The organism is Streptomyces sp. NBC_00525, from assembly GCF_036346595.1.
Lineage (GTDB): Bacteria > Actinomycetota > Actinomycetes > Streptomycetales > Streptomycetaceae > Streptomyces.
In genome coordinates this window covers 2689218-2715317 of sequence record NZ_CP107834.1, presented here as the reverse complement: position 1 = coordinate 2715317, position 26100 = coordinate 2689218, and the positions used below count along the sequence as shown (strand labels likewise).

Here is a 26100-nt window from a genome sequence, read left to right as displayed (position 1 = left end):
TTTTCGACGCACTGAGTCGCTCGTCGTGACCACTTGTTGATCGTTTTGCTTCGGGATCTGTCTGTGGGCGCGACGGGTTGTGGTGGGTGAAACGTTGCTCCGTGTTGACGTACACGGGCGCGGAGGGTCAGCGGCGGCGGCGGTGCAGGGCGACCGCGGCGACCGTGCCGCCGGCCAGCGCGCCGACGCCCGCGGCGGCCGGGATGCCGACCTTGGCCGCCTTGCGGCCGGTGCGGTAGTCGCGCAGCCGCCAGTCCAGGGCGCGGGCGTGCTTGCGCAGCTTGGCGTCCGGGTTGATGGCGTACGGGTGGCCCACCAGCGACAGCATCGGGATGTCGTTGTGCGAGTCGCTGTACGCGGCGCAGCGCGCCAGGTCCAGGCCCTCCGCCGCGGCCAGCGCGCGCACCGCCTCCGCCTTCGCGGGTCCGTGCAGCGGTTCGCCGACCAGGCGCCCGGTGTACACGCCGTCGACCGATTCGGCGACGGTGCCGAGGGCGCCGGTCAGGCCGAGGCGGCGGGCGATGATGGTGGCGGTCTCCACCGGGGCGGCCGTGACCAGCCACACCTTCTGGCCCGCGTCGAGGTGGGCCTGGGCCAGGGCGCGGGTGCCGGGCCAGATGCGGTCGGCCATGTACTCGTCGTAGATCTCCTCGCCGATCGACATCAGCTCGGAGACGCGGTGGCCCTTGACGATGGACAGCGCGCTGTCGCGGGCGTCCTGCATGTGCTCCGGGTCCTCGACGCCGGCCAGCCGGAACCACGCCTGCTGCCAGGCGAACCGGGTCAGCTCGCGGCGCTCGAAGAACTTCCGCTTGTACAGGCCGCGGCCGAAGTGGAAGAGCGCGGCGCCCTGCATCACGGTGTTGTCGAGGTCGAAGAAGGCGGCGGCCCGTTCGTCGCCGACGACGGGGAACTCGGGCTCCCGCGCCCCGGTGTCCTCCGCCTCGGTCTCCGCCGCGGCGGACCCGGCTTGCAGCGAGGACTTCCGCGCGGCCTCCGCCGCCGCCTCGCCTGCCAGGACGCTGCGCGCGGTAGCGGAACGCCTGCGGGGGGTGAGCCATCCAAGAGCGGCCATGCGGCGAGCATAGCCAGTCGGCCCGGTGCTCCGGGTTCCGCCGTGATGCGGGGGCGTGAACTCCTGGTGTCCGGGGCGCCCCGTCCGCCGACGCAGAATGAGGACATGAGTGCCCTGCTGCGACGTAAGAAGAAGGACCCCGCCGAGCGGGTGGTGACCCTGGTGGGGAAGCCGGGCTGCCACCTCTGCGACGACGCCCGCGACGTGGTCCGCGCGGTGTGCGAGGAGACCGGCGCCTCCTGGGAGGAGAAGGACATCACCCGGGACGAGGAGCTGTACCGGGAGTACTGGGAACAGATCCCCGTGGTGCTCGTGGATAACGAACAGCACACGTTCTGGCGGGTGGACCCGGCGAGACTGCGCAGCGCGCTGCTTTCCTGACCGAAACCCGGTTACCATCATGGGCGTTTTGAGTGGTCTCGGGGGCGTAGCTGTGAGGAGTGTGTTCGGCTTTGCCCCCTTCGGGCCTGCAACGGGCTGATGCGATCCATGGTTCCGGGATCGCGCGACGTATGTGCGTGACCCCGGTCACTTTGACCGGACAAACCGGACACTATCTTTGTGCACGCGTTCACAAAGACATAGCCTGCATTCGACGGGGCGGTCTAGGGACATACGGCCGCCTGCAGCCCCGCTCATCCCGCAGGAGCATCGTGGCAACTGGCCGAAATCACCGACCGGCGACCCGCAGCCGAGGAATTCCCGAGGCCACTGTCGCCCGTCTCCCGCTGTATCTCCGCGCGCTGACCGCGCTCTCCGAGCGCTCGGTACCCACGGTCTCCTCCGAGGAACTCGCGGCGGCGGCGGGGGTCAACTCCGCCAAGCTGCGCAAGGACTTCAGCTACCTCGGCTCCTACGGGACACGCGGCGTCGGCTACGACGTCGAGTACCTCGTCTACCAGATCTCGCGCGAGCTCGGCCTCACCCAGGACTGGCCGGTCGCCATCGTCGGCATCGGCAACCTCGGCGCCGCCCTCGCCAACTACGGCGGCTTCGCCTCCCGCGGCTTCCGGGTCGCCGCGCTCATCGACGCCGACCCGGCGATGACCGGCACGCCCGTCGCCGGCATCCCCGTCCAGCACGCCGACGAACTCGACCGCATCATCAGCGAGAACGGCGTGTCCATCGGCGTGATCACCACCCCGCCCGGCGCCGCCCAGCAGGTGTGCGACCGGCTCGTCGCCGCCGGGGTCACCTCCATCCTGAACTTCGCCCCGACCGTTCTCTCGGTGCCCGACGGCGTGGACGTGCGCAAGGTGGACCTCTCCATCGAGCTCCAGATCCTCGCCTTCCACGAGCAGCGCAAGGCGGGCGAGGACGGCGCCGAGCCGGCCTCCGACCCGGCCGCGCCGCCCGTGCGCGCCACCAGCACCGGCCGGAAGGGACCCGACGGGGACATGCCCGCCGTGATGCCGGCATGAGCCTGCTCCTCGTGGGGCTGAGCCACCGCAGCGCCCCCGTCTCCGTACTGGAACGCGCCTCGCTGGCCGCCGACACCCGCGCCAAGCTCCTCCAGGACACCCTCGCCGCCGAACCCGCGGCCGAGGCCGCCGTCCTGGCCACCTGCAACCGCATCGAGCTGTACGCCGACGTGGACAAGTTCCACGCGGGCGTCGCCGAGCTGTCCACGCTGCTCGCCCAGCACAGCGGCGTCGGGCTCGACGAGCTGACTCCGTATCTCTATGTGCACTACGAGGACCGGGCCGTCCACCACCTCTTCTCGGTGGCCTGCGGGCTGGACTCGATGGTCGTGGGCGAGGGCCAGATCCTCGGCCAGATCAAGGACGCGCTGGCCGTGGGCCAGGAGCTGCACACCGCGGGCCGGCTGCTGAACGACCTGTTCCAGCAGGCCCTGCGGGTCGGCAAGCGCGCCCACAGCGAGACCGGGATCGACCGGGCCGGGCAGTCCCTGGTCACCTTCGGCCTGGAACAGCTCGCCGAGGGCACCGACACCGCGGCCTGGGCGAAGGACAAGCGCGCCCTCGTCATCGGGGCCGGCTCCATGTCCTCGCTGGCCGCCGCCACCCTGGCCCGCACCGGCGTCGCCGAGATCGTCGTCGCCAACCGCACCCGCGCCCGCGCCGACCGGCTGGTCGAGATCCTCAACCAGCCCGGCTCCACCGGAGTGCGCGCGCACGCCGTGGAGATGGCGGACGTGACCGGCGAGCTGACACGTGCCGACATCGTCGTCTCCTGCACCGGGGCCACCGGACTCGTACTCACCGCCGAGGCCGTCGCCGGGGCGCTCGGCCGGGACACGGCGAGCGGCCTGATCCCCGCCCAGTCCACCGGACCGGCGCGCCTCGCGCTGCTCGACCTGGCCATGCCCCGCGACATCGACGCGGACGCCGGGCGCCTCGACGGGGTACGCCTCGTCGACATCGAGTCGCTCGCGGAGGCGTCGGCGGACGCCCCGATGGCCGCCGACGTGGACCAGGTGCGCACCATCGTCGCCGACGAGGTCGCCGCCTTCGGCGCCGCCCAGCGCGCCGCCCACATCACCCCGACCGTCGTCGCCCTGCGCACGATGGCCGCCGGTGTGGTCGCGGACGAGATCACGCGGCTGGACGGACGCCTCCCCGACCTGGACGAGAAGCAGCGCGCCGAGATCACGCAGACCGTGCGCCGCGTCGTCGACAAGCTCCTGCACGCGCCCACCGTGCGGGTCAAGCAGCTCGCCAGCGAGCCCGGCGGCGCCGGCTACGCGGACGCGCTGCGAGAACTCTTCGACCTCGACCCGCAGACGGTGGCCGCCGTCTCACGGGCAGACCTGAACGACCCGAATCGAGGGCGGTCATGACCGACAACTCACCCCTGAAGCTGGGGACCCGGCGCAGCAAGCTGGCCATGGCGCAGTCCGGCCACGTCGCAGACGCGGTCAGCGAGGTGACCGGCCGCGCCGTCGAACTCGTCGAGATCACCACGTACGGGGACACCTCGCGGGAACACCTGGCGCAGATCGGCGGCACCGGCGTGTTCGTCGCCGCGCTGCGCGAGGCGCTGCTGCGCGGCGAGGTGGACTTCGCCGTGCACTCGCTCAAGGACCTGCCGACCGCGCCCACCGAGGGCCTGGTGCTGGCCGCGGTACCGGTCCGCGAGGACCCGCGCGACGCGCTGGTGGCGCGGGACGGGCTGACCTTCGAGCAGCTGCCGGCCGGTGCCCGGATCGGCACCGGTTCGCCGCGCCGCATGGCCCAGCTCAACGCGTACGCCCGCAGCCACGGAATGGAGATCGAGACCGTTCCGATCCGCGGCAATGTGGACACGCGCATCGGTTTTGTACGCGACGGGGAGCTGGACGCGGTGGTTCTCGCCGCGGCCGGGCTCAGCCGTCTGGGCCGGAGCGGTGAGGCGACCGACTTCCTGTCGTTCGACACCGTGCTGCCCGCTCCCGGTCAGGGAGCACTGGCGATCGAGTGCGCTGCGAGCAGCGCCGACCTCGCCGCCGCGCTCGCCGAGCTCGACGACCCGTACACCCGGGCCGCCGTGACCGCCGAGCGTGCCCTGCTCGCCGCCCTGGAGGCCGGCTGCTCCGCACCCGTGGGTGCGTACGCCGATCTCCTCGCCGACGGTCAGGCTGTCAACGAACTGCGCCTGCGCGGTGTCGTCGGTTCCACCGACGGTGCCTCGCTGGTGCAGATGTCCACCACCGGTCCCGTTCCCACGTCGCACGACGACGCGGCGGCGATCGGTCGCGAACTCGCGGCCGAGATGCTTGCCAAGGGTGCGGCCGGTCTTATGGGGGAGCGAGCACTTTGAGCCCCACCGGCCCCGCCTCACACGATTTCCCGGTCCACTCCGCAGGGCAGGTCACCTTCCTGGGTGCCGGGCCCGGCGATCCGGGACTGCTGACCCTGCGCGCCGTCGAGGCGCTTGCGAGCGCGGACGTCCTTGTCGCCGAGCCGGATGTTCTCGGTGTGGTCCGCTGCCATGCGCGGGCAGGGGTAAGCACCCCTGAGCTGGCGGTTGTTGACGCACAGTCAACGCCCGCCGGGGTGCCCGTTCTCAGGGACGCGGCCAATCTTGTCATGGAGGCAGCGAAGGGCGGCAGGCGGGTCGTCCGTGCCGTGGCCGGAGACCCCGGCCTGGACGGGAACGCCGCTTCCGAGATGCTGGCCTGCGCCGCGGCCGGTATCCCCTTCGAGGTCGTGCCCGGCATCGCCAACGCCGTGGGGGTGCCCGCGTACGCCGGGGTGCCGCTGCGGGACGCGCAGGGCGCCGACGTGCGCTTCGTCGACGCCCGTACGGCCGGTGAGCGCTGCTGGAGCGAGGTCGGCGCGAGCGACGCGACGTGCGTCATCTCGACGGCGCTGGACGCGGTGGCCGCGGCCGCCGGTGAGCTGGTCGCGGCGGGCCGCAAGCCCGACACCCCGCTGACCGTGACGGCCGGCGGCACGACGACCCGCCAGCGGACCTGGACGGCGACCCTCGGGACGATCGCCCAGGTGTTCAAGCAGGGCAAGGTGCTGCCGTCGCCGGAGGGCCATCAGCCGGTCATAGCCGTGGTCGGGGAGCGCAGCTCCGCCGCCCAGCGCGACCAGCTCGCGTGGTTCGAGTCCAAGCCGATGTTCGGCTGGAAGGTGCTCGTGCCGCGGACGAAGGAGCAGGCGGCATCGCTCTCCGACCAGCTGCGTTCCTACGGCGCGGTGCCGCACGAGGTGCCGACGATCGCCGTCGAGCCGCCGCGTACGCCCCAGCAGATGGAGCGGGCCGTCAAGGGCCTGGTCACCGGCCGCTACGAGTGGATCGCGTTCACCAGCGTCAACGCGGTGAAGGCGGTCCGGGAGAAGTTCGAGGAGTACGGGCTGGACGCCCGTGCCTTCGCCGGGATCAAGGTCGCGGCCGTGGGCGAGCAGACCGCCGCCGCGCTGATCGACTTCGGGGTGAAGCCGGATCTGGTGCCCTCGGGCGAGCAGTCCGCCGCCGGTCTCCTTGAGGACTGGCCGCCGTACGATCCGGTCTTCGACCCGATCGACCGGGTGTTCCTGCCGCGGGCCGACATCGCCACCGAGACCCTGGTGGCCGGGCTGATCGAGCTGGGCTGGGAGGTCGACGACGTCACCGCGTACCGCACGGTCCGCGCCTCGCCGCCGCCGGCCGAGACCCGCGAGGCGATCAAGGGCGGCGGCTTCGACGCGGTGCTCTTCACCTCGTCCTCGACCGTCCGCAACCTGGTCGGCATCGCGGGCAAGCCGCACAACGTGACGGTCATCGCCTGTATCGGCCCCGCCACGGCGAAGACCGCCGAGGAGCACGGGCTGCGCGTGGACGTGCTGTCGCCGGAGCCCTCGGTGCACAAGCTGGCCGAGGCGCTGGCCGAGTTCGGCGCGCGGCGCCGGGACGCGGCGCGGGAGGCCGGTGACCCGGTGACCCGTCCCAGCGAGCGGCGTCCGGGTGCGCGCAGGCGCCGTACGACGACCTGATCCGGTCGCGGTCTCGGGGCCCGTCCGCCTCTTCGTGAGGCGGGCGGGCCCCGCCGCGTTTTTGGCTGTGTGTCCGGCCGGGTTTCCCGGCGCCGGTGTCGGTAAGAGCCCGGTGCGGGCGGGTCTAGGCTCGAAGGATGACTGTGTACGGAAACTTCCCCGGCTCGCGGCCCCGTCGGCTGCGGACGACCCCCGCGATGCGGCGGATGGTCGCCGAGACACGGCTCGATCCGGCCGACCTGATCCTGCCCGCGTTCGTCCGTGAGGGCATCGACGCCCCGGTCCCGATCGCGGCCATGCCCGGCGTGCAGCAGCACACCGTGGACACCCTGCGGAAGGCCGCCGTGGACGCGGCCTCGGCCGGGGTCTCGGGGATCATGCTGTTCGGTGTGCCGCTGGACGAGAAGAAGGACGGCCGGGGCACGGCGGGCACCGACCCGGACGGCATCCTCCAGGTCGCGCTGCGGGCGGTGCGCGAGGAGGTGGGCGACGATCTGGTGATCATGTCCGACCTCTGTCTCGACGAGTACACCGACCACGGCCACTGCGGGGTGCTGACCGCCGACGGCCGGGTGGACAACGACGCCACGCTGGAGCGGTACGCGGAGATGGCGCAGGTCCAGGCCGACGCGGGCGCCCACACGGTGGGCCCCAGCGGCATGATGGACGGCCAGGTCGGCGTCATCCGCGACGCGCTCGACCAGACGGGCCACGAGGACGTCTCGGTCCTCGCGTACACCGCGAAGTACTCCTCGGCCTTCTACGGCCCGTTCCGGGAGGCCGTCGGCTCCTCGCTCCAGGGCGACCGCAAGACCTACCAGCAGGACCCGGCCAACATCCGCGAGTCCCTGCGGGAGCTGGCGCTCGACCTGGAGGAGGGCGCGGACATGGTCATGGTCAAGCCGGCCGGCCCCTACCTGGACATCCTGGCGAAGGTCGCCGACGCGTCGGACGTGCCGGTGGCCGCGTACCAGATCAGCGGCGAGTACGCGATGATCGAGGCCGCCGCCGAGAAGGGGTGGATCGACCGGGACGCGGCGATCCTGGAGAGCCTGACGGGCATCCGGCGCGCGGGCGCGCAGCTGATCCTGACGTACTGGGCGACGGAGGTCGCACGGCGGCTGCGGGGCTGAGGGGGCCGGTTCACGGCCATGCGACGAGGGCTGTGAAGAGGGCCCACGCGAGGAAGACGGTGGCGGGCGCGGCCACGGCGAGCAGGATCGCCCCGGCCGGCCTGCTCCGGGTGAGCGCCCAGCTCACGAACACCATGACGAACGCCAGCACGAGGCCGCACCGGAAGACGATCCAGGCGGAATCGAAGCTCGCGTCGAAGCGCCGGATCTCCGCGTCCGAGCACCCGTCGCAGGCCATCAGCGAGAACACGCTCAACGCGAAGGCGAAGAACGCCAGCGGCAGCGTGACGATCGTGGAGATCAGCGAGGCGATCCAGGTCTTGCGGCGGCGGCGGCGGTCGGCCGGGACGGGATACGACATGCGTGCGATTCCACCAGTCGCAGCCGAACCGCACATGAGCTGTCGTACCTAGGGACTTCTTCACGATCGTGCCGTCCGGCGGGACCGCCGCCCTCGCCGGGATCGGCGGGGGCGGCGGGATCGCCGTGGACGAGGACGGCACGCACCGGATCCGGTTCGACTTCGAACCGCCCGGTCGGTAGCCGGCCGGTCAGTGGACGAGCGCGTCGGACATCTCGCTCTGCCAGTAGGTGACGAAGCCGTTGTCGTCCCAGTACGTCTCGGCGGGCAGCTTCAGCTCGGCCGGCGAGGAGTTGACGGGCGCGTTGGCGCGGTCGGCGAAGGTGACCCCGAGGTTCGCGCTCTTGTAGGGCTTCTTGCCGGTGGGCTCGCCGGTCAGCGCGATCCCGGCGTACGCCGACGCGCCGGGGTCGAGCGTCACCACGGCCTGCGGCTTGCTGTCCCGGAACACCTGGAACACCGCCTGCGCGCCGTCGAAGCGGAGCATGGGCGCGTAGTACGCGTAGCAGGGGCGGTCGCCCTTGTTGGTCACCGTGAGCAGCAGGTGGTTGATGGGGCGGCTCACCTTGGTGACGGTCGTCCTGGTGTTGGCCCCGGTGCAGGTGACCGGGGTCTTCGCCGTGGGCCGGGGCTTGGCCGCCGCCGGGGCCTTCGGCTTCGGCGTACCGGCCGGGGCCTTCTCCGCGTTGTCGGCGGCCGGTTCGGCGTCGGTCGGTGCCGTGGAGTCCTTCTCCGGGCCGGTGGAGGTGTCCGGGGCGGGCGAGTCGGCGCCCTGGTCGGCCACCGAGCCGGCCGGGGCCGGCTTCTTCGCGTCGGCGCCGTCGTCCCCGCCGCAGGCGGTGAGGGACAGGGCGGCGACGAGAGCGGTGGCCGCGAAGGTGGTCAAGCGGATGCGATTGCTGCGCATGGTGGTACTCCCCGTGAGTGTGTTTCGGTCGGTGGTGCGTCGTGCGTGGTGCGGTGGTCAGCCCCGGCAGATCAGGAACAGGACGATCGCGGTCGTCACGATCAGCACCCCGATCGCCAGCGCATCGACGAGTTCGATGCGGAAGAGGGTTCGCACTGTGTCGGTCCCCCGTGTTCGCCGTGGTCTGGTCCGAGCTTGTGGCACGACGGATTCCGGCCGCAACGCCCGCCGGACCATTGGGGAAGCTGGAATGCCTGCGCGTACTGTGACCTGGGCAGATTCCACGTCCCTGGAACGGTGATCCGGGACGGACCAGGAGGGGGGACGCCGCGATGGCGACGCCGGAGGCCGAGGAACTCGCGGTCCTGCTGAAGGAACTGAAGGCCCGTTCGGGGCGCAGTTACGGGGTGCTGGCGGGGCGGCTGCACGTCAGTACGTCCACGCTCCACCGGTACTGCAACGGGGACGCGGTGCCGGGGGAGTTCGCGCCCGTGGAACGGTTCGCCCGGCTCTGCGGGGCGAGTGCCGACGAGTTGGTGGAGGTCCACCGGCGGTGGATTCTCGCGGACGCGGCGCGCCGGCGGGGGCGTACGGAGGGGGACGCTCCGGCTCCGGTGGCCTCGGTGGCCCCCACGCCGCCCGAGCCCGAGCCTGCGGCGCCCGAGCCGGCTTCCGTACCCGCCGAGCCCGCCCCCGTAACCCCCGAGCCCGAGCCCGTACGGGTGGAGTCGGGTTCCGGGGCCGCGCCGTCCGCTCGTCGGTGGTGGGCCTCCGGTCGTACGCGGGTGCTGCTCGCCGTCGCGGCCGTCGTCGCGCTCACCGTGCCCACCGCCGTGGTCGTCGGCCAGCTCAGGGAGTCCGGTCCGACCGCGGCCGCCGGGGCGTCGGACGCGTCGAGCGGTGCGGAGGGGAAGGGGGCCGACGCGGTCTCCGAGTCGCCGCGGAGCCCGTCCGCGTCGGCCGGTGCGTCGAAGCGGCCCAGCGCCTCCGCGAGGGCGGGCTCGCCCAGCGCCTCCGTACGGTCCGCACCGTCCGCGTCGCACACCGCCGTTCGGCCCGAGAGCGGGAAGGGCCGGAAGGGCGGCCCGCCCACGGTCACCATCAGCTCGTACAACTGGGAGGAGCCCTGCGGGCAGTTCTTCCTGCTCGACCGGGACCCGGCGACCGTGCCGCCCCCGGCCCCGCCGGCCGGCACCCGCGGCTGGGCGCGGGCGCTCGGCGGGGTGGACGGCGGCGCCATGCGGCTGGAGCTGACCGTGCAGGGCACGTCGGAGCAGGCCGTCGTGCTGACGGCGCTCCATGTACGGGTGCTGAGCCGGCGGGCACCGCTGCAACAGGCCGCGTTCTCGATGGGCGACGGCTGCGGCAGCGGCATCGAGCCGCAGTCCTTCGACGTGGACCTGGACGACAGCCGCCCCGCGCTCACCCCGGTCGCGGGACAGCAGGGCGACGAGGTCGTACCGGCGAAGGACTTCCCGTTCCGGGTGTCGTCCAGCGATGTGGAGGTCTTCGACCTGGACGTGCACGTGGAGGGCCACGACGTCAGCTGGTACCTGGAGCTGGAGTGGAGCAGCGGCGGCCGGACCGGCATGCTGCCCGTCTACGACGGCGGCAAACCGTTCCGCACGAGCAGCATCGCGGGGCGCCCGGAGTACTACTACCGCTACGACACGTCGGTCTGGGAGAAGCGCTGACACGGCGGCGGCCCCCGCCCACACCTCACAGGAGGCGGGGCGGGGGCCGCTGCGGTCAGCAGGGTCAGGCGCGCTTGCGGCGGCGGGCCACGACCACCATGCTCGCACCGGCGGCGACGACGAGGGCGCCGCCGATGGTGATCGGGATCATGTTGCTGCTACCGGTCGTCGCCAGGTCGCCGTCACCGGGCTCCGAGGGGCTGGCGGACGGGGCCGGGGCGCCCGGCGTCGTCGTACCGGACGGGGTGCCGGACGGCGTGGCCTCGCCGGAGGGCGGCACCGAGGCGGACGGGGTCGCGGTCGCGGTCGCCGGGGGCGTCGTCGAGGGCGTGCCGCTCGGGGTGGTGCTCGGTGACGGGGTGGACGGCGTGCCGGGGACCTCGGGGAGGCAGCCGGTGAACGGGAAGTGGTGCGTCTCGGCACCGCCCGAGCCGTGCAGCGAGGCGACCCACACCGAACCGTTGACCGGGGCGGCGGTGCCCAGCTCCAGGTGCGCGTCGGGCGCGAGGACGCTGCCCGGCCAGGCGGCCTTGCTGCTCTTGACGATCTTGGTGGCGTCGGGGAAGTTCCACAGGAGCTTGGCGCGGACCACGCCGCCGTTGGCGCTCTGCAGCTTGTCGTCCAGGACGAAGTCCTGGCCGCCCGACAGGAAGAAGCCGGTGGTGCCGGCGGCGGCCATGTCGTACGCCTGGCCGGTGACGTTGACGATCGTCGTCGCGCCCGCCGGGACCTTGATGAAGATGTCCGTGGCCTTCTCCAGCTGGGAGGCGGGGACGGTGAAGACGTTGCGGCCGCTGTCCGTGCCGGTGAACGTGAGGCGGCTGCCGTCGAGCTTCACCTCGGCGCCGGAGGTCGCGGACTCCTTGGCCAGCGCGTCCGAGTAGGCGCGGAGCTTGGTGAACTCGGCGTCGAAGTCGATGAGGTCGGCCTTCTTGCTGAAGGTGCCGTTGTGCAGCTCGACCGCGCGGTCCTTGACCTCGCCGCCGACGACGGCGTTGCCCTTCATGACGACGGTGGCGGAGCCGCCGTTGAGCAGGTCGCCGCGCACGACGAGCGAGGCCCGGCCGGGCAGCGCGTCGACCTGGGCGGCCGTCAGCTCGTTGCCGACGCTGAACCCGCCCCGGAAGTCCGCGTTGCCGCCGACGGCCACGGCGCCTTCCGCGTCGGGGGAGTGGACGTCGTCCCCGAGGACGAACTCGCCGTACTTACCGGCGATTCCGAAGGCGTCGGTGGTGCAGTCCGCCGTGGCGGGGGCGGCCTGGGCGGCCGGAGCGACGGTGAGCCCGAGAACGAGGGCACCGCCGAGGGCCGCGAGGGCGGCTGAGGTCGGTATGCGCATAGTGCGTGGTTCTCCTGCAGAGCAGTTATGAAGGTTCTGTGGCGACTTGGGCCATCATTCTCACACTTGCATAAATTGGTCAAGACCAATGCATGGACTCAGGCGTCGGCGGTGCGGCCGGTGTTGTGCAGGACCTGGTCCCGGCCGGTGCGGGCGGCCTCGGCGGCGGTGTCGTGGTCGAGACCCTGCTCGTTCAGGATGACCGTGCCGTAACTTCCGTCGTTCAGCCAGGTGCACGCCACATGTGAGCCGGGGGTCTCCGAGTCCGTCGCGTACGAGACGCAGCGGAGCCGGCCGTCCGGTCCGGCGTCCGCCCGCCAGACCTCGTCGATGGTCGAATCCGACTGGGAGAGCCCCAGTTCGTAGCTCTTGAGGGTCGAGTCGGGGGCGCCCCGGAAGTCGCCCGTCATGCCGATGATGAGGGCGTCCGCGGTGGCGGGGTCGCCCAGCGGCGGCAGTTCGCCGTAGAGGTAGGCGAACGCGCCCTCGACGTCGACCGTCTCCGTCCACAGGGAGGCGTAGGCGGAATCCACGCCGTCCACCGCCGGCACGGCGGAGGCCAGCCGGGCACCCCGGAACTCCTTCGGGGCGGCCACCTCGTAGCGCGGGTAGTCCTTCGTCTCCCGGTCGTGCCCCGGCGCCGGCGGCGCGACCGCGGCGACCGTCGAGACCAGCAGACAGGTGAGGGCCGTGCCCAGCACCGCGAAGTCGCGGAACCCCGGCGGCGGCGGGTCGGGCAGCGGGCTCGCCGGCTCCGGGGCACCCTCCGGGAGCGGCGCCGTGGCGGCGGTGGCGCGGCTGCGGGCGCCGCTCTCCAGGGCGCCGAGCAGGCGGTTCGGGATCAGGGCCAGCAGACCGGCGGCCGCCCACAGGTACCAGTGGGTCGTCGGGCCGAGGAGGACGGCGGGCATGCTCATCGCCAGGACGACGAGCGCGCTCAGGTACGGGGCCCGGACCTGCCCCAGGAGCAGCCACCGGCCGGGGCGCGTGAACGCGGTGAGGGTTTCGGCGCGCACGGCCAGCCGCACGCTGTACGGATGCCGTCCGGCCTCCTCCGCGGCGAGGCGGGCGGCCTCCGCCAGGCTCGGGGCGGCGGCCAGGGCCTGGCGTACGTCGTGGCGCTGGATGTGGGCCGGTGAGACCGGGGGCCGGCCGGCGGGCGCGGTCCAGGCCGTCCGTCCGCTGAGCCGCAGCGCCTCCGGCGAGCCGGGGGCCAGTTCGTTGACCCGCTCGACGAGCCCGGTGGCGCGGGCGGCGCGGCCGGGGCGGTCCAGCGCGTCGGAGGCCCGGCAGAGTTCGGCGTACGCGGTGAGCAGGGGCAGGTCGTCGGGGAAGGCCGCGAGGCCCCGGCGGTAGGCGCGCTCGGCCGCGTCGTCGTGGTCGTCCTCGTCCTCGGCGGCGTGCGCCCGGCCCAGCAGCGCGTACAGCTCCGGGTCGGGGCCGTGCTCCTCCAGCGCGGTGGTGGCGCGCTCGCGGGCCTCGGCGAGGCGCCCCGCCCGCAGCGCCTCCTGTACGGCCTCGACAGCCGTGTGCCCGGTGTCCCGCATGAGATCCCCACCCCCGATGACGCGCCCGGCCGTAACGCCGGACGCATCACCTCAGTATCACGGGCGGGGCGTCAGAGGCGCTCGGGGGTCCGGATGCCGAGCAGGGCCATGCCCCGGTGCAGGGTGCGCGCGGTCAGTTCGACGAGGAACAGCCGGTTCTCCACGACCTCGGCCGGGTTGTCGTCGCTCAGGACGTGGCACTGGTCGTAGAACGTCGTCAGGTGCGACGCGAGCTGGTAGAGGTACGCGGCCAGCTTGTGCGGCTCGTAGTGGGCGGCCACCTCGGCCAGCACCTCGCCGAACTGGTCCAGATGCAGGCCCAGCGCCCGCTCGGCCGGGGCCAGCTCCAGCTCCGGGTGCGCGACGGGCTTCGCGTCGCCCGCCTTGCGCAGGATCGACTGGATGCGCGCGTACGCGTACTGGAGGTACACCGACGTGTCGCCGTTCAGCGACACCATCTGGTCCAGGTCGAACTTGTAGTCCCGCACGGCGGAGGTCGACAGGTCCGCGTACTTCACGGCGCCCACGCCCACGTACCGGCCGTTCTCGACGATCTCCCGCTCCGACAGGCCCACCTTCGCGGCCTTCTCGCGGACCACGGCCGTCGCCCGGTCGACCGCCTCGTCCAGCAGGTCCTCCAGCCGGACCGTGACGCCCTCACGGGTCTTGAACGGCTTGCCGTCCTTGCCGAGCACCGTGCCGAACGCCAGCTGGTGCGCCTTCACGTCGTCGTTCAGCCAGCCGGCCCGCCGGGCCGTCTCGAAGACCATCTTGAAGTGCAGCGACTGCCGCGCGTCCACCACGTACAGCAGGGTGTCCGCCTTGAGGTTCCGCACCCGGTCGCGGATCGCGGACAGGTCGGTCGCCGCGTACCCGTATCCGCCGTTCGTCTTCTTGACGATCAGCGGGACCTTGTTGCCGTCGGGGCCCAGGACGTCGTCGAAGAAGACGCACAGCGCACCCTCGGAGCGGACGGCGACGCCCGTCTCCTCCAGGATGCGGCAGGTCTCCTCCAGCATGTCGTTGTAGCCGGACTCGCCGACGATGTCGGGGTCGTCGATCTCCATGTCCAGCTTGTCGAAGACCGAGTAGAAGTAGATCTTCGACTCGTCCACGAACCGCTGCCACATCGCCAGCGTCTCGGGGTCGCCCGCCTGGAGCGCCACCACCCGGTCCCGCGAGCGCGCCTTGAACTCCTCGTCCGAGTCGAACAGGGCCCGCGACGCCTTGTAGAGCCGGTTGAGCGAGGACATGGCGGCCTCGCCGTCCTTCTGGTCCCCTTCGTGGTCCAGCTCGGCCGGGTGCTCGACGAGGTACTGGATGAGCATGCCGAACTGGGTGCCCCAGTCGCCGATGTGGTGGCGCCGGACCACGGACTCGCCGGTGAACTCCAGAATCCGCACCATCGCGTCACCGATCACGGCGGACCGCAGATGGCCGACGTGCATCTCCTTGGCCACGTTCGGCTGGGCGTAGTCGATCACGGTGGTGCCGGCCGACCCGTTCACCGGGACGCCCAGCCGGTCCGCGTCGGCGGCGCGCGCGGCCAGCGTCGAGGTGATCGCCCGGTCCGTGAGCGTGACGTTCAGGAAGCCGGGCCCGGACACCTCGACGTCCTTGATCAGGTCCGAGGCGGGCAGCGCCCCGGTCACCTTGGCGGCCAGCTCGCGCGGGTTGCCCTTGAGCTTCTTGGCGAGCGCCAGGATGCCGTTGGCCTGGAAGTCGGCCCGGTCGCTTCGGCGCAGCAGCGGGTCGGCGTGACCGGCCTCCGGCAGGGCTGCCGAGAGGGCGTCCGCCAGCTGCTGCTGGAGCGTGGAAGCGAGGGAATTGACCGAGCCGTGCTCAGGCATGGGACGGGCTGCCGTTTCCGTAGGGGTACAAGGGGTGATCCCGAGTATCCCACGGCGTGCGCGGCCGCACGCAAAGCCGTTTTCGCGCTGCGGGGTCCACCTGGGAGAATGGTCGACGCCCCTATGAGTCCTACCCGAGAGAAGGACGTGCCGACCGTGGCTCAGAGTCAGAGCAGCACCGAGACCGACTGGGTCTCCCGCTTCGCGGACGAGGTCATCGCCGAATCGGAGCGTCGTGCGCCTGGCAAACCGGTCGTCGTCGCCTCCGGGCTCTCCCCGTCCGGCCCTATCCACCTGGGCAACCTCCGCGAGGTCATGACCCCGCACCTGGTCGCCGACGAGATCCGCCGGCGCGGCCACACCGTGCGCCACCTCATCTCGTGGGACGACTACGACCGCTACCGCAAGGTGCCGGGCGGCGTCGCCGGGATCGACGAGTCGTGGGCCGAGCACATCGGCAAGCCGCTGACCTCGGTGCCCGCCCCGGCCGGGTCCGCGTACCCGAACTGGGCCGAGCACTTCAAGGCCGCCATGACGGAGTCCCTGGCCGCGCTGGGCGTCGACTACGACCCGATCAGCCAGACGGAGCAGTACCTCGCGGGCACGTACCGCGAGCAGATCCTGCACGCCATGCGGCACCGCGCGGACATTGACGCCGTCCTCGACCGCTACCGCACCAAGAAGGACCCGGCGGCCGGCGGCAAGGGCGGGAAGAAGCCGCAGCAGAAGAAGGTGGACGAGGCCGAGCTGGAGGCCGAGGCCGGCTCCGGCGCGGCCAGCGAGGACGACGGCAGCGGCGGCTCCGCCGGCTACTTCCCGTACAAGCCGTACTGCGGCAACTGCGAGAAGGACCTCACCACCGTCACCTCGTACGACGACGACACCACCGAGCTGAACTACACCTGCACGGCCTGCGGCTTCGCCGAAACGGTCCGGCTGAACGAGTTCAACCGGGGCAAGCTGGTCTGGAAGGTCGACTGGCCCATGCGCTGGGCGTACGAGGGCGTGATCTTCGAGCCCAGCGGCGTCGACCACTCCTCGCCCGGCTCGTCCTTCGTCGTCGGCGGCCAGATCGTCCGCGAGATCTTCGGCGGCGTCCAGCCGATCGGCCCCATGTACGCCTTCGTGGGCATCTCCGGCATGGCCAAGATGTCCTCCAGCAAGGGCGGCGTGCCGACCCCGGCCGACGCGCTGAAGATCATGGAGGCCCCGCTGCTGCGCTGGCTGTACGCCCGCCGCAGGCCCAACCAGTCCTTCAAGATCGCGTTCGACCAGGAGATCCAGCGGCTCTACGACGAGTGGGACTCGCTGGAGCGCAAGGTCGCCGACGGCACCGTGCTGCCGGCCGACGCCGCCGCGCACTCCCGTGCGGTCCGCACGGCCGCCGGTGAGCTGCCGAGCACCCCGCGCCCGCTGCCGTACCGCACGCTGGCCTCCGTCGCCGACATCACCGCCGGCGCGGAGGACCAGACGCTGCGCATCCTCAGCGAGCTGGACCCGGCCAACCCGCTCACCTCGCTGGACGAGGCCCGCCCGCGCCTCGACCGCGCCGAGAACTGGATCACCACCCAGGTCCCGGCCGAGGCCCGCACCATCGTCCGCGACGAGCCCGACAAGGAGCTGCTCGGCTCGCTCGACGACGAGGGCCGCGAGTCGATCCGGCTGCTCCTGGAGGGCCTGGACACGCACTGGTCCCTGGACGGCCTGACCACGCTGGTCTACGGCGTGCCGAAGGTCCTCGCGGGGCTGGAGCCCGACGCGAAGCCGACGCCCGAGCTGAAGACCGCCCAGCGGTCGTTCTTCGCCCTGCTCTACCGGCTGCTCGTCAGCCGCGACACGGGCCCGCGCCTGCCGACGCTGCTGCTCGCGGTCGGCGCGGACCGGGTGCGCAGGCTGCTGGGCGCCTAGCCGGATACGCCGATGGGGCCGCCTCCCACGCGGGGGGCGGCCCCATCGGCGTATCCGGGGCCTACGCGATGTGGTCGGCCTCCAGCTCCGCGTGGAAGCGCCGCTTGAACTCCGGCATCAGCTGCCGGATCAGGGCCTCGCCGCGCGGGTGGCGGACGTTGTGCCCGTCCGACAGGTGTATGTCCAGCACCGCGACGCTCGGGTAGTCGTTGTTCTCCGCGACGTACGCCGAGAACACCTCGTACGCGATCTGGCCGAACTCCTCGTCCTCCGGCGTCCACTCCCGCACGGGCGCGGGGGCGGGTACGGGCGTGGGTACGGGGCCCCGGGCGTACGGTCCGTCCGGGGGGACGCTGCCGACCGTGCCCACGTTGCCCAGGGGCCGGGTGCGGTCGCCGGCGCCCGAGGGGACCTGGTGCGGCGTCGGGACCTCGACCTCGTAGTCCGGGTCGTACGCGCCCTCGTAGACCTTGGCCGTCGCCTGCTGCGGGAACCAGGGGTTGTCGTCCCCGGCGGGCTGCTCGGCGATGTGCTCGGCGGTGTGTTCGGCGCCCTGCGGGTGCTCCTGGGGCTCCTGGGGCTCCTGGGGCTCTTGGTGCTCCTGCCGCTCCTCCGGTGCGGGGGCGGTCTGCGGGGCGGCGGCCTGCGGCAGCTCCGGGTGCGGCTGGGCGCTCTCCACGGCGGGCGCGGCCGGGGCGGCCTGCGGCGCGGCCACCGGTTCCGGGGCGGGAGCCGGGGGCAGGAGGGCCGGTTCGATGCCGGCGGCGGCCAGCCCGGCGGGGCCGGTCTCGGCGAGCGGTACGCCGTACTTCGCGAGGCGCAGCGGCATCAGGGACTCCACGGGCGCCTTGCGGCGCCAGGAGCGGCCGTAGCGGGCCTGGAGGCGGGCCTGGTAGATCAGCCGGTCCTGCTCCAGCTTGATGACCTGCTCGTAGCTGCGCAGCTCCCACAGCTTCATCCGGCGCCAGAGCCGGAAGGTGGGGATCGGGGAGAGCAGCCAGCGGGTGAGGCGGACGCCCTCCATGTGCTTGTCGGCGGTGATGTCCGCGATCCGGCCCACGGCGTGGCGGGCGGCCTCGACGGCGACGACGAAGAGGACGGGGATGACCGCGTGCATGCCGACGCCGAGCGGGTCGGGCCAGGCGGCGGCGCCGTTGAACGCGATGGTCGCGGCCGTCAGCAGCCAGGCGGTCTGGCGCAGCAGCGGGAACGGGATGCGCAGCCAGGTCAGCAGCAGGTCCAGGGCCAGCAGGACGCAGATGCCCGCGTCGATGCCGATCGGGAAGACCAGCGAGAAGTCACCGAACCCCTTGCTCAGGGCCAGCTCGCGCACCGCCGCGTACGAACCGGCGAAGCCGATCGCGGCGATCAGCACCGCGCCGGCCACGACCAGCCCGATGAGCACCCGATGCGTGCGCGTCAGCTGCATCGCAGCCACCCCCCATCCCCTCCCTGTTCCCTGGTCCTCGGCGCCGGGGCGTCGTTCTGACGTCTCGTCCGAGCCGCCGTGGCTTGATTCCGGCGGGCACAGCCTGGCACATGTGTGCGAGAGGTGTCGCGGGGGGAGGGGCGGGGGGCGTGTGCGGGGTCAGTCCGAGGACTTCGACTTCACCGACGAACCGGACTTCGCCGAGGGCTTCTTGGAGGACGTGTCGGACGCCTCGTCCGTGTCCCCGCCCTTCTTCTCGTCCTTCGTCTTCTCGGTCGCCTTCGGGCTCGCGGCGCCGCTCTCGTTGGCCTCGGCCACGGCGGCGACCGCGTCCCTGGCCGCCATGGTGGCGCCCTTGAGGACGGTCTCGGCGGAGGGCGTCTTGGAGCCCGCGTAACCGGCGCCGTTGTAGTTGACGACCACGACGACGTTCTCCGTGCGGACGACGATCGTCGTGAACCGGAACGTCTCGCCGGTCTTGTTCTGCTCGTACGTGACCTTGGTGGCCTCGTCGCCGATGCCGGTGACGGCGGCGGACGCGACGTTCTTCGCGTCGTCGGTGGCCTCGGCCTTCTTGACCTGCTTGGCGAGCTCCTCACCGGCGCGGGTGGCCCCGCTGCCCAGGGTCTGGTCGGAGGCGAAGCGGGTGAAGCCGACGTCCAGCCAGCGGTACTGGGAGCCCTTGACGCCCTTGTCGGCCAGCCCGTTCCAGGAGCAGCCGCCCCGGAGCGAGGCGTCGCCGGACTTGCTGCGGGTGCCGTTCTTCTTCTTGGCGGAGGGGACCAGGGACTTGACGGTCTTCCCCTCGACCGACGTGCAGGGGTCGGGCAGCACGGCGAACTTCGCGGGCTCCACGGCCGGTTCCGTCTTCGTCGCCTCGGGCGAGGCGGAGGCGGTGCTGTCCGCGTCCTTGTCCCCGCCGGAGTCCGACGAACAGCCGGCGACGACGAGCATCACCGGTACGGCGGCGCAGGCGAGTATGCGGGTGAGTCGCGAAGCTGATCGGTGCATGGTTCCTTCACTCGGATGGCGCGGTGGTCGGTTCCGGAGGGCCACGGTACGTCGGACGGCGGGCGGATGCCGCCTTCGCCGGCCGGGCCGCGGGGCGGTCCGGCGCGGGCCGGGGCGGGCCGCGGGCGGTCTCATTCGTCGAACGAATCGACCAGCTGTCGGGCCAGTGCCTGCGCCTTCTCCTGCAGTTCCGCGCTGTCGGGCACCTCGGTGGGGAGGGCGGGCTGGGCGGTGTACTCGACGGTCACGATGACGTTGGATGTGCGGAACACCACGCTGACGGTGCGGTAGCGGGCCGTCGATCCGGACCGGGTCAGGACGTCGTCGAGGAACGCGCTGTCGCCGAGGCCGTCGAGGAGTCGGGGCTGGAGGCTGTCGGCGGGGGCGTCGGACGCGGGCCCGCCGGGGGTGCCGGTGCCGTCGGTGCCGTCGGAGCCGTCCGTGGGGTCGTCGTCGGGCGTGCCGGTGTCCGTGGCGCCGGGGTCGGCGGTGTCCGAGCCGGAGGGGGAGGCGTCGGGGGACTGGTCCGGCAGCGTGGGGGCGGGGAGGTCGGCGGCGCCCTCCTTCTTCGCGTACACCTCGCGGGCGCGGTCGTCGTCGCTCACGGAGGTGTCGTAGGAGACGACGCGCTCGAAGTCGAGGTGGATACCGCGGGTGCCCTGCGGGGCGTCGGACTTCCAGCGGCAGCCGATGCGCCGGTCGGTGTCGTACGTGACCGTGGCGGCGCCCTCGAAAGCCTTGTCCTGCTGGGCCTCGGGCAGGTCGGCGGTGCCCGGCAGCAGGTCCTTGAGGGTGGCGCGGGGGATCGCGCGGCAGGCGTCGGGGAGCGTGCGGTACTTGCCCGGGGGCGCGGGGGACTCGCTCCCGATGCCGGGCTTGTCGTCGGCGCCGGGGTCATCGGCTCCGCCGCCGCCCGTGCAGCCGGCGGCGAGCGCGGCGATGAGCACGGCGCCGATCGCGTACGCCATTCGTCGCACGGTCCTGGGCTCCCTTCGTGCGAAAAACGGTTGCCGCCCGAGGGCGGCCGGTGGAGACAATGTGTATCGCACGCGCTGCTGTGAACGCCGGTCGGGCGATGTTTTTGCCGACCTTGGCGCCGGTTTTGCGCTTTGAGACTTTCCGGGGGAATCGAGGGGTTATGTCGTACGTAGAGGTGCCGGGGGCGCAGGTGCCCATCCGGATGTGGACGGACCCGGCGTCGGTCGAGGACGTGGCGATGCAGCAGCTGCGCAACGTCGCCACGCTGCCCTGGATCAAGGGTCTGGCCGTCATGCCCGACGTCCACTTCGGCAAGGGCGCCACGGTCGGCTCGGTGATCGCGATGCACGGGGCGGTCTGCCCGGCCGCGGTCGGCGTGGACATCGGCTGCGGCATGTCCGCCGTGAAGACGTCGCTCACCGCCAACGACCTGCCCGGCGACCTGTCCCGCCTCCGCTCGAAGATCGAGCAGGCCATTCCGGTGGGCCGGGGGATGCACCAGGACCCGGTGGACCCGTCCGAGGTGTACGGCCTCGCGGCGACGGGCTGGGACGACTTCTGGCAGCGGTTCGACGGAGTGGCCGAAGCGGTCAAGTTCCGTCAGGAACGGGCCACGAAGCAGATGGGAACGCTCGGAGCCGGAAACCACTTCATCGAGTTCTGTCTCGACGAGTCGGGTTCGGTCTGGCTGATGCTGCACTCCGGCTCGCGGAACATCGGCAAGGAACTGGCCGACTTCCACATCGGCCGGGCGCAGGGCCTGGCGCACAACCAGGGCCTGGTCGACCGCGACCTCGCGGTGTTCCTCGCGGACACCGAGCCGATGCGCGAGTACCGCAACGACCTGTTCTGGGCGCAGGAGTACGCGAAGCACAACCGCGCGGTCATGATGGCGCTGTTCCAGAACGTCGTCCGCAAGGAGTTCAAGAAGGCCAAGGTCACCTTCGAGCCGGTCATCTCCTGCCACCACAACTACGTGGCGGAGGAGCGGTACGACGGCATGGACCTGCTGGTCACCCGCAAGGGCGCCATCCGGGCCGGTTCCGGCGACTACGGGATCATCCCCGGCTCGATGGGCACCGGTTCGTACATCGTGAAGGGCCTCGGCAACGAGAAGTCCTTCAACTCCGCCTCGCACGGCGCCGGCCGCCGGATGAGCCGGAACGCGGCCAAGAAGCGCTTCTCCGCACAGGACCTGGCGGACCAGACGCAGGGCGTCGAGTGCCGCAAGGACTCCGGCGTGGTGGACGAGATCCCCAGCGCCTACAAGCCGATCGAGAAGGTGATCGACCAGCAGCGCGACCTGGTCGAGGTCGTCGCGAAGCTGAAGCAGGTCATCTGTGTGAAGGGCTGAGACGCGGGGCCGGGGCCTCCCGGCCCCGGCGGCCGCCGTCCTGTGCCGCTACGCCGTGCGGTGCACCTTCGAGTTGGAGGCCTGGGCGCGCGGGCGGACGACCAGGAGGTCGATGTTGACGTGGCTGGGGCGGCCGACCGCCCAGTCGATCGTGTCGGCCACGTCCTCGGCGGTCAGGGGGGCGTCGACGCCCGCGTAGACCTTGGCGGCCTTCTCCGCGTCGCCCCGGAAGCGCGTGGTGGAGAACTCCTCGGTCTTGACCATGCCCGGCGCGATCTCGATGACCCGGACCGGGGTGCCGACGATCTCCAGGCGCAGCGTCTCGGCCAGGACGTGTTCGCCGTGCTTGGCGGCCACATAGCCGCCGCCGCCCTCGTAGGTGGACAGGCCGGCCGTCGAGGAGAGGATGACCACGGTGCCGTCGCCGCTCGCCGTGAGGGCGGGCAGCAGGGCCTGGGTCACGTTGAGCGTGCCGATGACGTTGGTTTCGTACATCCGGCGCCAGTCCTGCGGGTCGCCGGTGGCCACCGGGTCGGCCCCGAGCGCGCCGCCCGCGTTGTTCACCAGCACGGCCAGGCTGCGGAACGCGGTCGCGAACTCGTCCACCGCGGCCCGGTCCGTCACGTCCAGCGGGTAGGCCGTCGCCTGGTGGCCGGCTTCGGTGATCTCGGCGGCCAGCGCCTCGATGCGGTCCTTGCGGCGGGCGGTGAGCACGACGCGGTAGCCGGAGGCCGCCAGCCGCCGGGCGGTCGCGGCGCCGATGCCGCTGCTCGCACCGGTGACGACGGCGATGGGGGATGCGGCCATGGTCGGGCTCTCCTCGGACGGGTGATCGATGCGGTCCAACCCGGCCAGGATAGGCAGGCCCGGCTCGGGTCAGTGGTTGCGGGGGGCGTACATGATCACGGCCATCCCGGCCAGGCAGATCAGCGCGCCCGCCACGTCCCAGCGGTCGGGCCGGTAGCCGTCGGCGGCCATCCCCCAGGCGATCGAGCCCGCCACGAAGACCCCGCCGTACGCCGCGAGCACCCGGCCGAACTCGCCGTCCGGCTGGAGCGTCGCCACGAAGCCGTACGTGCCGAGCGCGATGATCCCGGCGCCGATCCAGATCCACCCCCGGTGCTCGCGCACGCCCTGCCAGACGAGCCAGGCGCCGCCGATCTCGAACAGCGCGGCGAGGACGAACAGGGCGGTGGAGCGCAGGACGGACATGGGAGCAGCCTGTCACGGGCCGCGGCCTCCGGGACGCGCCGAACCGGTGGGTATATATGTGCAATTCGGGCTGATGGGTATCTTCGGGGCATGGTTCTGACGCGTAGGACTCGGCTGGGGATGTCCGCTGCGATCGCCGCTGCGGTGGTGACGGCGGCACCGCTCGTGGGCGGCACGGCACGGGCGGACGGCGCCGCTCCCGCGCCGGAGGCGGATGTGTCGCACCACGGGTACGTCACGCTCCGGGGCTCCGCCCTCGACATCCGGCTGCGCAGCGAGAACCGGGGCCCTTCGGACCTCGACGGCGTCACCGTGCGGGTGCGGCTCTCCGCGGAACTGGCCGGTCCGCAGGAGCTGCCCGGCGCCTGCCTCCGGGCCGACCCGCAGACCGTGCTGTGCCGGACCGGCCCGCTGCACGCGGACGGCGTCCAGCAGCGGCGCATCGCCCTCGGGCTCCGGCTGCGCGGCGAGCCGGACCAGGTCGTCGTCCGCGTCGGCACCGCGTGGAACGGCGGGGCGACGGACCGGGACACCGGCAACGACGAGCACGAGGTGCTGGCCCTGGCCACGGGGGACACGTACGTGTTCTGAGAGCTTGTACGCAGACCATGAGGGCCGCCGCGTCGTCGGCGGGGCCGCGCGGGCTCCGTAGACTCGGCGCATGCCGCCCGTTCCGTCCCCCCGCCGCAGCACGCTGCTGGCCGAGCTGTCCGTCGCGTCGCGGCGCTACATGGCCGCCTACGCGCTGTTCAACCAGGCCGTCGCCGACCGGCTGGGGCTGCACCCCACCGACCTCCAGTGCCTCAATCTGCTCAGCCTGGAGGCGGCGCCCGTCACCACGGGCCGGGTCGCGGAGCTGACCGGGCTCACCACCGGTTCGGCGACCCGGCTGGTGGACCGGCTGGAGCGGGCCGGCTATGTGACGCGCGCCCGCGACACCGCCGACCGGCGGCGGGTCCTCGTGGCGACCGTGCCCGAGCGGATGGCGGAGTTCGGCGCGGTCTGGAAACGGCTGAACGGCGGCTGGGACAGCCTGTTCGACGCGTACGACGACGACGAGGTCGCGCTGCTCCTCACCCATATGCGGCGCACCGTGGAGCTGAGCGCGGCGCAGATCGCACGGCTGCGCGAGGGCGACGCCTGACCGGACCCGCCGGGCTCGTCCGGTCCTCCCGGCCCGCCCGGCCCGCCCTGTTCGTCCGTCAGCCGGCCACCGGGCCGAAGTCGCGGACCGCCTCCGCGACGATCGCCTCCAGCCGGGCGTGGTGCGCGCCGCGCCAGTAGACCCGGCCGCACTCCGCGCACTGCGCGAACACGTCGTACGAACGGCGCGTCCCGTGCTCCAGGTGCGGGCCGACCGTGTCCTTGTCGGCCGCCGCCAGCGGGCCGTTGCAGGCGGTGCACCGGGTCCACGGGGCGAGCGCCGGCGCGAACCGCTCCAGTACGTCCCGCAGCTGGGCGTCGGGCTGGTCGCTGTACACGTACGCGCCCGCCCAGATCTCCCGGCGGTGCAGCAGCCCCCGGTCGCGCGAGAGCAGGACGCGCCGCTCCTTCGCGGAGAGCGCGGCCAGGGCCGGGTCGCCGATGTCCTCGCTCTCGTAGGCGGCGTCGACGCCGAGCAGCCGCAGCCGCCGGGCGAGCGTGCCGAGGTGCACGTCGAGCAGGAAGCGCAGGGGCGCGCCCGGTACGGGCTGCGGGCGCGGGACCGGGCGGACCTGGACCAGTTCACCCGCCGCCGGGATGTGCGAGACGGGGGCCGGGCGGCCGTCCACGAGGAGTTCGCCGGCTTCGGTCAGCGGGATGCCCAGGGATTCGACGACGTGCCCGAGCGTGGAGGAGCCGTCCGTGACCACCGGGGTGCGCCCCTGCCGGCGTCCATGGGCCACGAAGAGCCTGAGTTCGGGGGCGACTTCGAGGTGGATCTCCGGTCCGTTCACCCGGCCAGGATGCCATCGCGGCGACGGCACAGGCCACGGGTTTCCCCCGCCGTCGGCCCGTCAGGTGCGCCGACCCGTCAGGTCCGTCAGGCGTGTCAGGCGCGGAAGGCCGCCGCGTGTTCCGTCGCCCAGGCCGCGAAGGTGCGGGCCGGGTGGCCGGTCAGCGTGGCCACCGCGTCGGTCACCTCCGCGCGGCGGCCGTCCGTGGCCGCCCAGTACATGAGCAGGCCCGCGGCGACTCCGGCCGGCATGAAGGGGGACATCGCCTCCTGCCAGGCGGCGGGGCTCATCTCCTCGACGGTGACCGGCGTGCCGGACGCGGCGGCCAGGATCTCGACCTGCTCGGCCGCGCTCAGGGACTCGGGCCCGGTCAGGTGGTACGCGGCGCCCCGGAGCGCCGGTTCGGTGAGCACGGCGAGGGCGGCCTCGGCGATGTCGGTCTCGTGGATGGGGCTGCCCTCGCTGCGCGGGTAGGGCAGGCCGACCGGGCGCCCGGAGCGGAAGGCGCCCGACCACTGGTAGGCGTTGGTGGCGAAGGCGCCGGGGCGCAGCAGGGTCGTGGTGAGGGGTGAGGCGGTCAGCGCCCGCTCCACCGCGTGGTGCTCGGCGGCGATCGGGTTGGTCGCCGGGTCGGGGACGAGGACCGAACTGGAGGACAGCAGCACGATGTGGCGCACCCCGGCCGCCCGCGCGGCGGTGAGGAAGGCGTCGATGTGCGCGGGGTTCGCGTACAGGAAGACGGCGTCCACGCCCTCCAGGGCGGCGGGGAACGTGCTCGGGTCGTCGAGGTCGCAGGTCACGGCCGGGACGCCGGGCGGCGGGGCCAGCTCGGCGGCGTTGCGCGAGGCGGCGCGGACGGGGTGGCCGCCCTGGTGCAGGAGGGCGGTGAGGGCGGAGCCGACGCGGCCTCGGCAGCCGGTGACGAGCGTGAGCATGGAGTGG

Annotated in this window: 24 protein-coding genes and 1 pseudogene; 12 read left to right on the top strand and 13 right to left on the bottom strand. The window is 72.6% G+C overall.

Going from position 1 to position 26100, the window contains the following annotated elements:
* Positions 1–127: 127 nt before the first annotated feature.
* Positions 128–1075 (bottom strand): HAD family hydrolase, encoded by a 948-nt coding sequence (locus tag OG710_RS12070; protein ID WP_330239340.1) that lies wholly within the window; start codon positions 1073–1075, stop codon positions 128–130.
* Between the two features lie 105 nt (positions 1076–1180).
* Here OG710_RS12070 and OG710_RS12065 point away from each other — a divergent pair, with 105 nt between their 5' ends.
* From OG710_RS12065 to hemB, 6 genes are all read left to right on the top strand, one after another.
* Entirely contained in the window at positions 1181–1456 is a 276-nt protein-coding gene (locus tag OG710_RS12065; RefSeq protein WP_330239339.1) for a glutaredoxin family protein, read from the top strand.
* 272 nt (positions 1457–1728) lie between these two features.
* Positions 1729–2496: a redox-sensing transcriptional repressor Rex gene (locus OG710_RS12060; protein WP_111330154.1), complete on the top strand. Its 768-nt coding sequence runs from the start codon at positions 1729–1731 to the stop codon at positions 2494–2496.
* Positions 2493–3875 (top strand): glutamyl-tRNA reductase, encoded by a 1383-nt coding sequence (locus tag OG710_RS12055; RefSeq protein ID WP_111330156.1) that lies wholly within the window; start codon positions 2493–2495, stop codon positions 3873–3875. The genes OG710_RS12060 and OG710_RS12055 overlap by 4 nt, the downstream gene beginning before the upstream one ends.
* On the top strand, positions 3872–4834 hold the full coding sequence (hemC, locus tag OG710_RS12050) for a hydroxymethylbilane synthase (RefSeq protein WP_330239338.1): 963 nt from the start codon (positions 3872–3874) through the stop codon (positions 4832–4834). The genes OG710_RS12055 and hemC overlap by 4 nt, the downstream gene beginning before the upstream one ends.
* Positions 4831–6498, top strand: coding sequence for a uroporphyrinogen-III synthase (locus tag OG710_RS12045; RefSeq protein WP_330239337.1), 1668 nt, complete (start codon positions 4831–4833; stop codon positions 6496–6498). Before hemC ends, OG710_RS12045 begins: the two co-directional genes overlap by 4 nt.
* A 137-nt stretch (positions 6499–6635) precedes the next feature.
* Entirely contained in the window at positions 6636–7631 is a 996-nt protein-coding gene (gene hemB / locus OG710_RS12040) for a porphobilinogen synthase (RefSeq protein ID WP_330239336.1), read from the top strand.
* Positions 7632–7641: 10 nt separating this feature from the next.
* On the opposite strand, the gene OG710_RS12035 is transcribed toward hemB, so the two are convergent.
* Positions 7642–7992, bottom strand: a complete 351-nt coding sequence (locus tag OG710_RS12035) for a hypothetical protein (RefSeq protein ID WP_330239335.1) — start codon at positions 7990–7992, stop codon at positions 7642–7644.
* Positions 7993–8054: 62 nt separating this feature from the next.
* On the opposite strand from OG710_RS12035, the pseudogene OG710_RS12030 reads away from it, so the two are divergent.
* A pseudogene (locus tag OG710_RS12030) lies at positions 8055–8174 on the top strand (DUF3224 domain-containing protein); the annotation flags it as partial.
* Between the two features lie 8 nt (positions 8175–8182).
* Here OG710_RS12030 and OG710_RS12025 read toward each other — a convergent pair.
* Positions 8183–8899 (bottom strand): DUF4232 domain-containing protein, encoded by a 717-nt coding sequence (locus OG710_RS12025; RefSeq protein WP_330239334.1) that lies wholly within the window; start codon positions 8897–8899, stop codon positions 8183–8185.
* A 332-nt stretch (positions 8900–9231) separates the two neighbouring features.
* Between OG710_RS12025 and OG710_RS12020 the strand changes: the two genes are divergently transcribed.
* Positions 9232–10593, top strand: a complete 1362-nt coding sequence (locus tag OG710_RS12020) for a helix-turn-helix domain-containing protein (protein ID WP_330239333.1) — start codon at positions 9232–9234, stop codon at positions 10591–10593.
* 64 nt (positions 10594–10657) lie between these two features.
* On the opposite strand, the gene OG710_RS12015 is transcribed toward OG710_RS12020, so the two are convergent.
* From OG710_RS12015 to argS, 3 genes are all read right to left on the bottom strand, one after another.
* Complete coding sequence (locus OG710_RS12015) at positions 10658–11932, bottom strand: choice-of-anchor A family protein (RefSeq protein WP_330239332.1); 1275 nt, start codon at positions 11930–11932, stop codon at positions 10658–10660.
* Positions 11933–12030: 98 nt separating this feature from the next.
* A complete protein-coding gene (locus OG710_RS12010) occupies positions 12031–13479 on the bottom strand; it encodes a hypothetical protein (protein ID WP_330239331.1) in 1449 nt (482 codons plus the stop codon).
* 71 nt (positions 13480–13550) lie between these two features.
* A complete protein-coding gene (argS, locus tag OG710_RS12005) occupies positions 13551–15329 on the bottom strand; it encodes an arginine--tRNA ligase (RefSeq protein WP_330239330.1) in 1779 nt (592 codons plus the stop codon).
* 147 nt (positions 15330–15476) lie between these two features.
* Between argS and lysS the strand changes: the two genes are divergently transcribed.
* Positions 15477–17237, top strand: coding sequence for a lysine--tRNA ligase (gene lysS, locus OG710_RS12000; protein ID WP_199563901.1), 1761 nt, complete (start codon positions 15477–15479; stop codon positions 17235–17237).
* Positions 17238–17298: 61 nt separating this feature from the next.
* Here lysS and OG710_RS11995 read toward each other — a convergent pair whose 3' ends face one another.
* The 3 genes from OG710_RS11995 to OG710_RS11985 form a co-directional block, all read right to left on the bottom strand.
* The gene (locus OG710_RS11995) at positions 17299–18666 is read right to left on the bottom strand and encodes a DUF2637 domain-containing protein (RefSeq protein WP_330242224.1); all 1368 of its coding nucleotides are present in this window, start codon (positions 18664–18666) and stop codon (positions 17299–17301) included.
* A 159-nt stretch (positions 18667–18825) separates the two neighbouring features.
* Entirely contained in the window at positions 18826–19677 is an 852-nt protein-coding gene (locus OG710_RS11990) for a DUF3558 domain-containing protein (protein ID WP_330239329.1), read from the bottom strand.
* 131 nt (positions 19678–19808) lie between these two features.
* A complete protein-coding gene (locus tag OG710_RS11985) occupies positions 19809–20645 on the bottom strand; it encodes a DUF3558 domain-containing protein (protein ID WP_330239328.1) in 837 nt (278 codons plus the stop codon).
* A gap of 170 nt (positions 20646–20815) precedes the next feature.
* Between OG710_RS11985 and OG710_RS11980 the strand changes: the two genes are divergently transcribed.
* Positions 20816–22009: an RtcB family protein gene (locus OG710_RS11980; protein ID WP_330239327.1), complete on the top strand. Its 1194-nt coding sequence runs from the start codon at positions 20816–20818 to the stop codon at positions 22007–22009.
* Positions 22010–22057: 48 nt separating this feature from the next.
* On the opposite strand, the gene OG710_RS11975 is transcribed toward OG710_RS11980, so the two are convergent.
* Both OG710_RS11975 and OG710_RS11970 read right to left on the bottom strand, forming a co-directional pair.
* On the bottom strand, positions 22058–22816 hold the full coding sequence (locus OG710_RS11975; RefSeq protein WP_330239326.1) for an SDR family NAD(P)-dependent oxidoreductase: 759 nt from the start codon (positions 22814–22816) through the stop codon (positions 22058–22060).
* 69 nt (positions 22817–22885) lie between these two features.
* The gene (locus OG710_RS11970; RefSeq protein WP_330239325.1) at positions 22886–23221 is read right to left on the bottom strand and encodes a YnfA family protein; all 336 of its coding nucleotides are present in this window, start codon (positions 23219–23221) and stop codon (positions 22886–22888) included.
* A gap of 120 nt (positions 23222–23341) precedes the next feature.
* Here OG710_RS11970 and OG710_RS11965 point away from each other — a divergent pair, with 120 nt between their 5' ends.
* Together OG710_RS11965 and OG710_RS11960 are read left to right on the top strand one after the other, a co-directional pair.
* Positions 23342–23812: a hypothetical protein gene (locus tag OG710_RS11965; protein WP_330239324.1), complete on the top strand. Its 471-nt coding sequence runs from the start codon at positions 23342–23344 to the stop codon at positions 23810–23812.
* 70 nt (positions 23813–23882) lie between these two features.
* Positions 23883–24365 carry a MarR family winged helix-turn-helix transcriptional regulator gene (locus tag OG710_RS11960; protein WP_111330206.1) on the top strand — a complete coding sequence of 161 codons (483 nt, stop codon included), beginning with the start codon at positions 23883–23885 and terminating at the stop codon, positions 24363–24365.
* A 58-nt stretch (positions 24366–24423) separates the two neighbouring features.
* On the opposite strand, the gene OG710_RS11955 is transcribed toward OG710_RS11960, so the two are convergent.
* Positions 24424–25158, bottom strand: a complete 735-nt coding sequence (locus OG710_RS11955; protein WP_111330208.1) for a Mut7-C RNAse domain-containing protein — start codon at positions 25156–25158, stop codon at positions 24424–24426.
* A 95-nt stretch (positions 25159–25253) separates the two neighbouring features.
* On the bottom strand, positions 25254–26093 hold the full coding sequence (locus OG710_RS11950; protein WP_330239323.1) for an NAD(P)H-binding protein: 840 nt from the start codon (positions 26091–26093) through the stop codon (positions 25254–25256).
* Between the last annotated feature and the right edge of the window lie 7 nt (positions 26094–26100).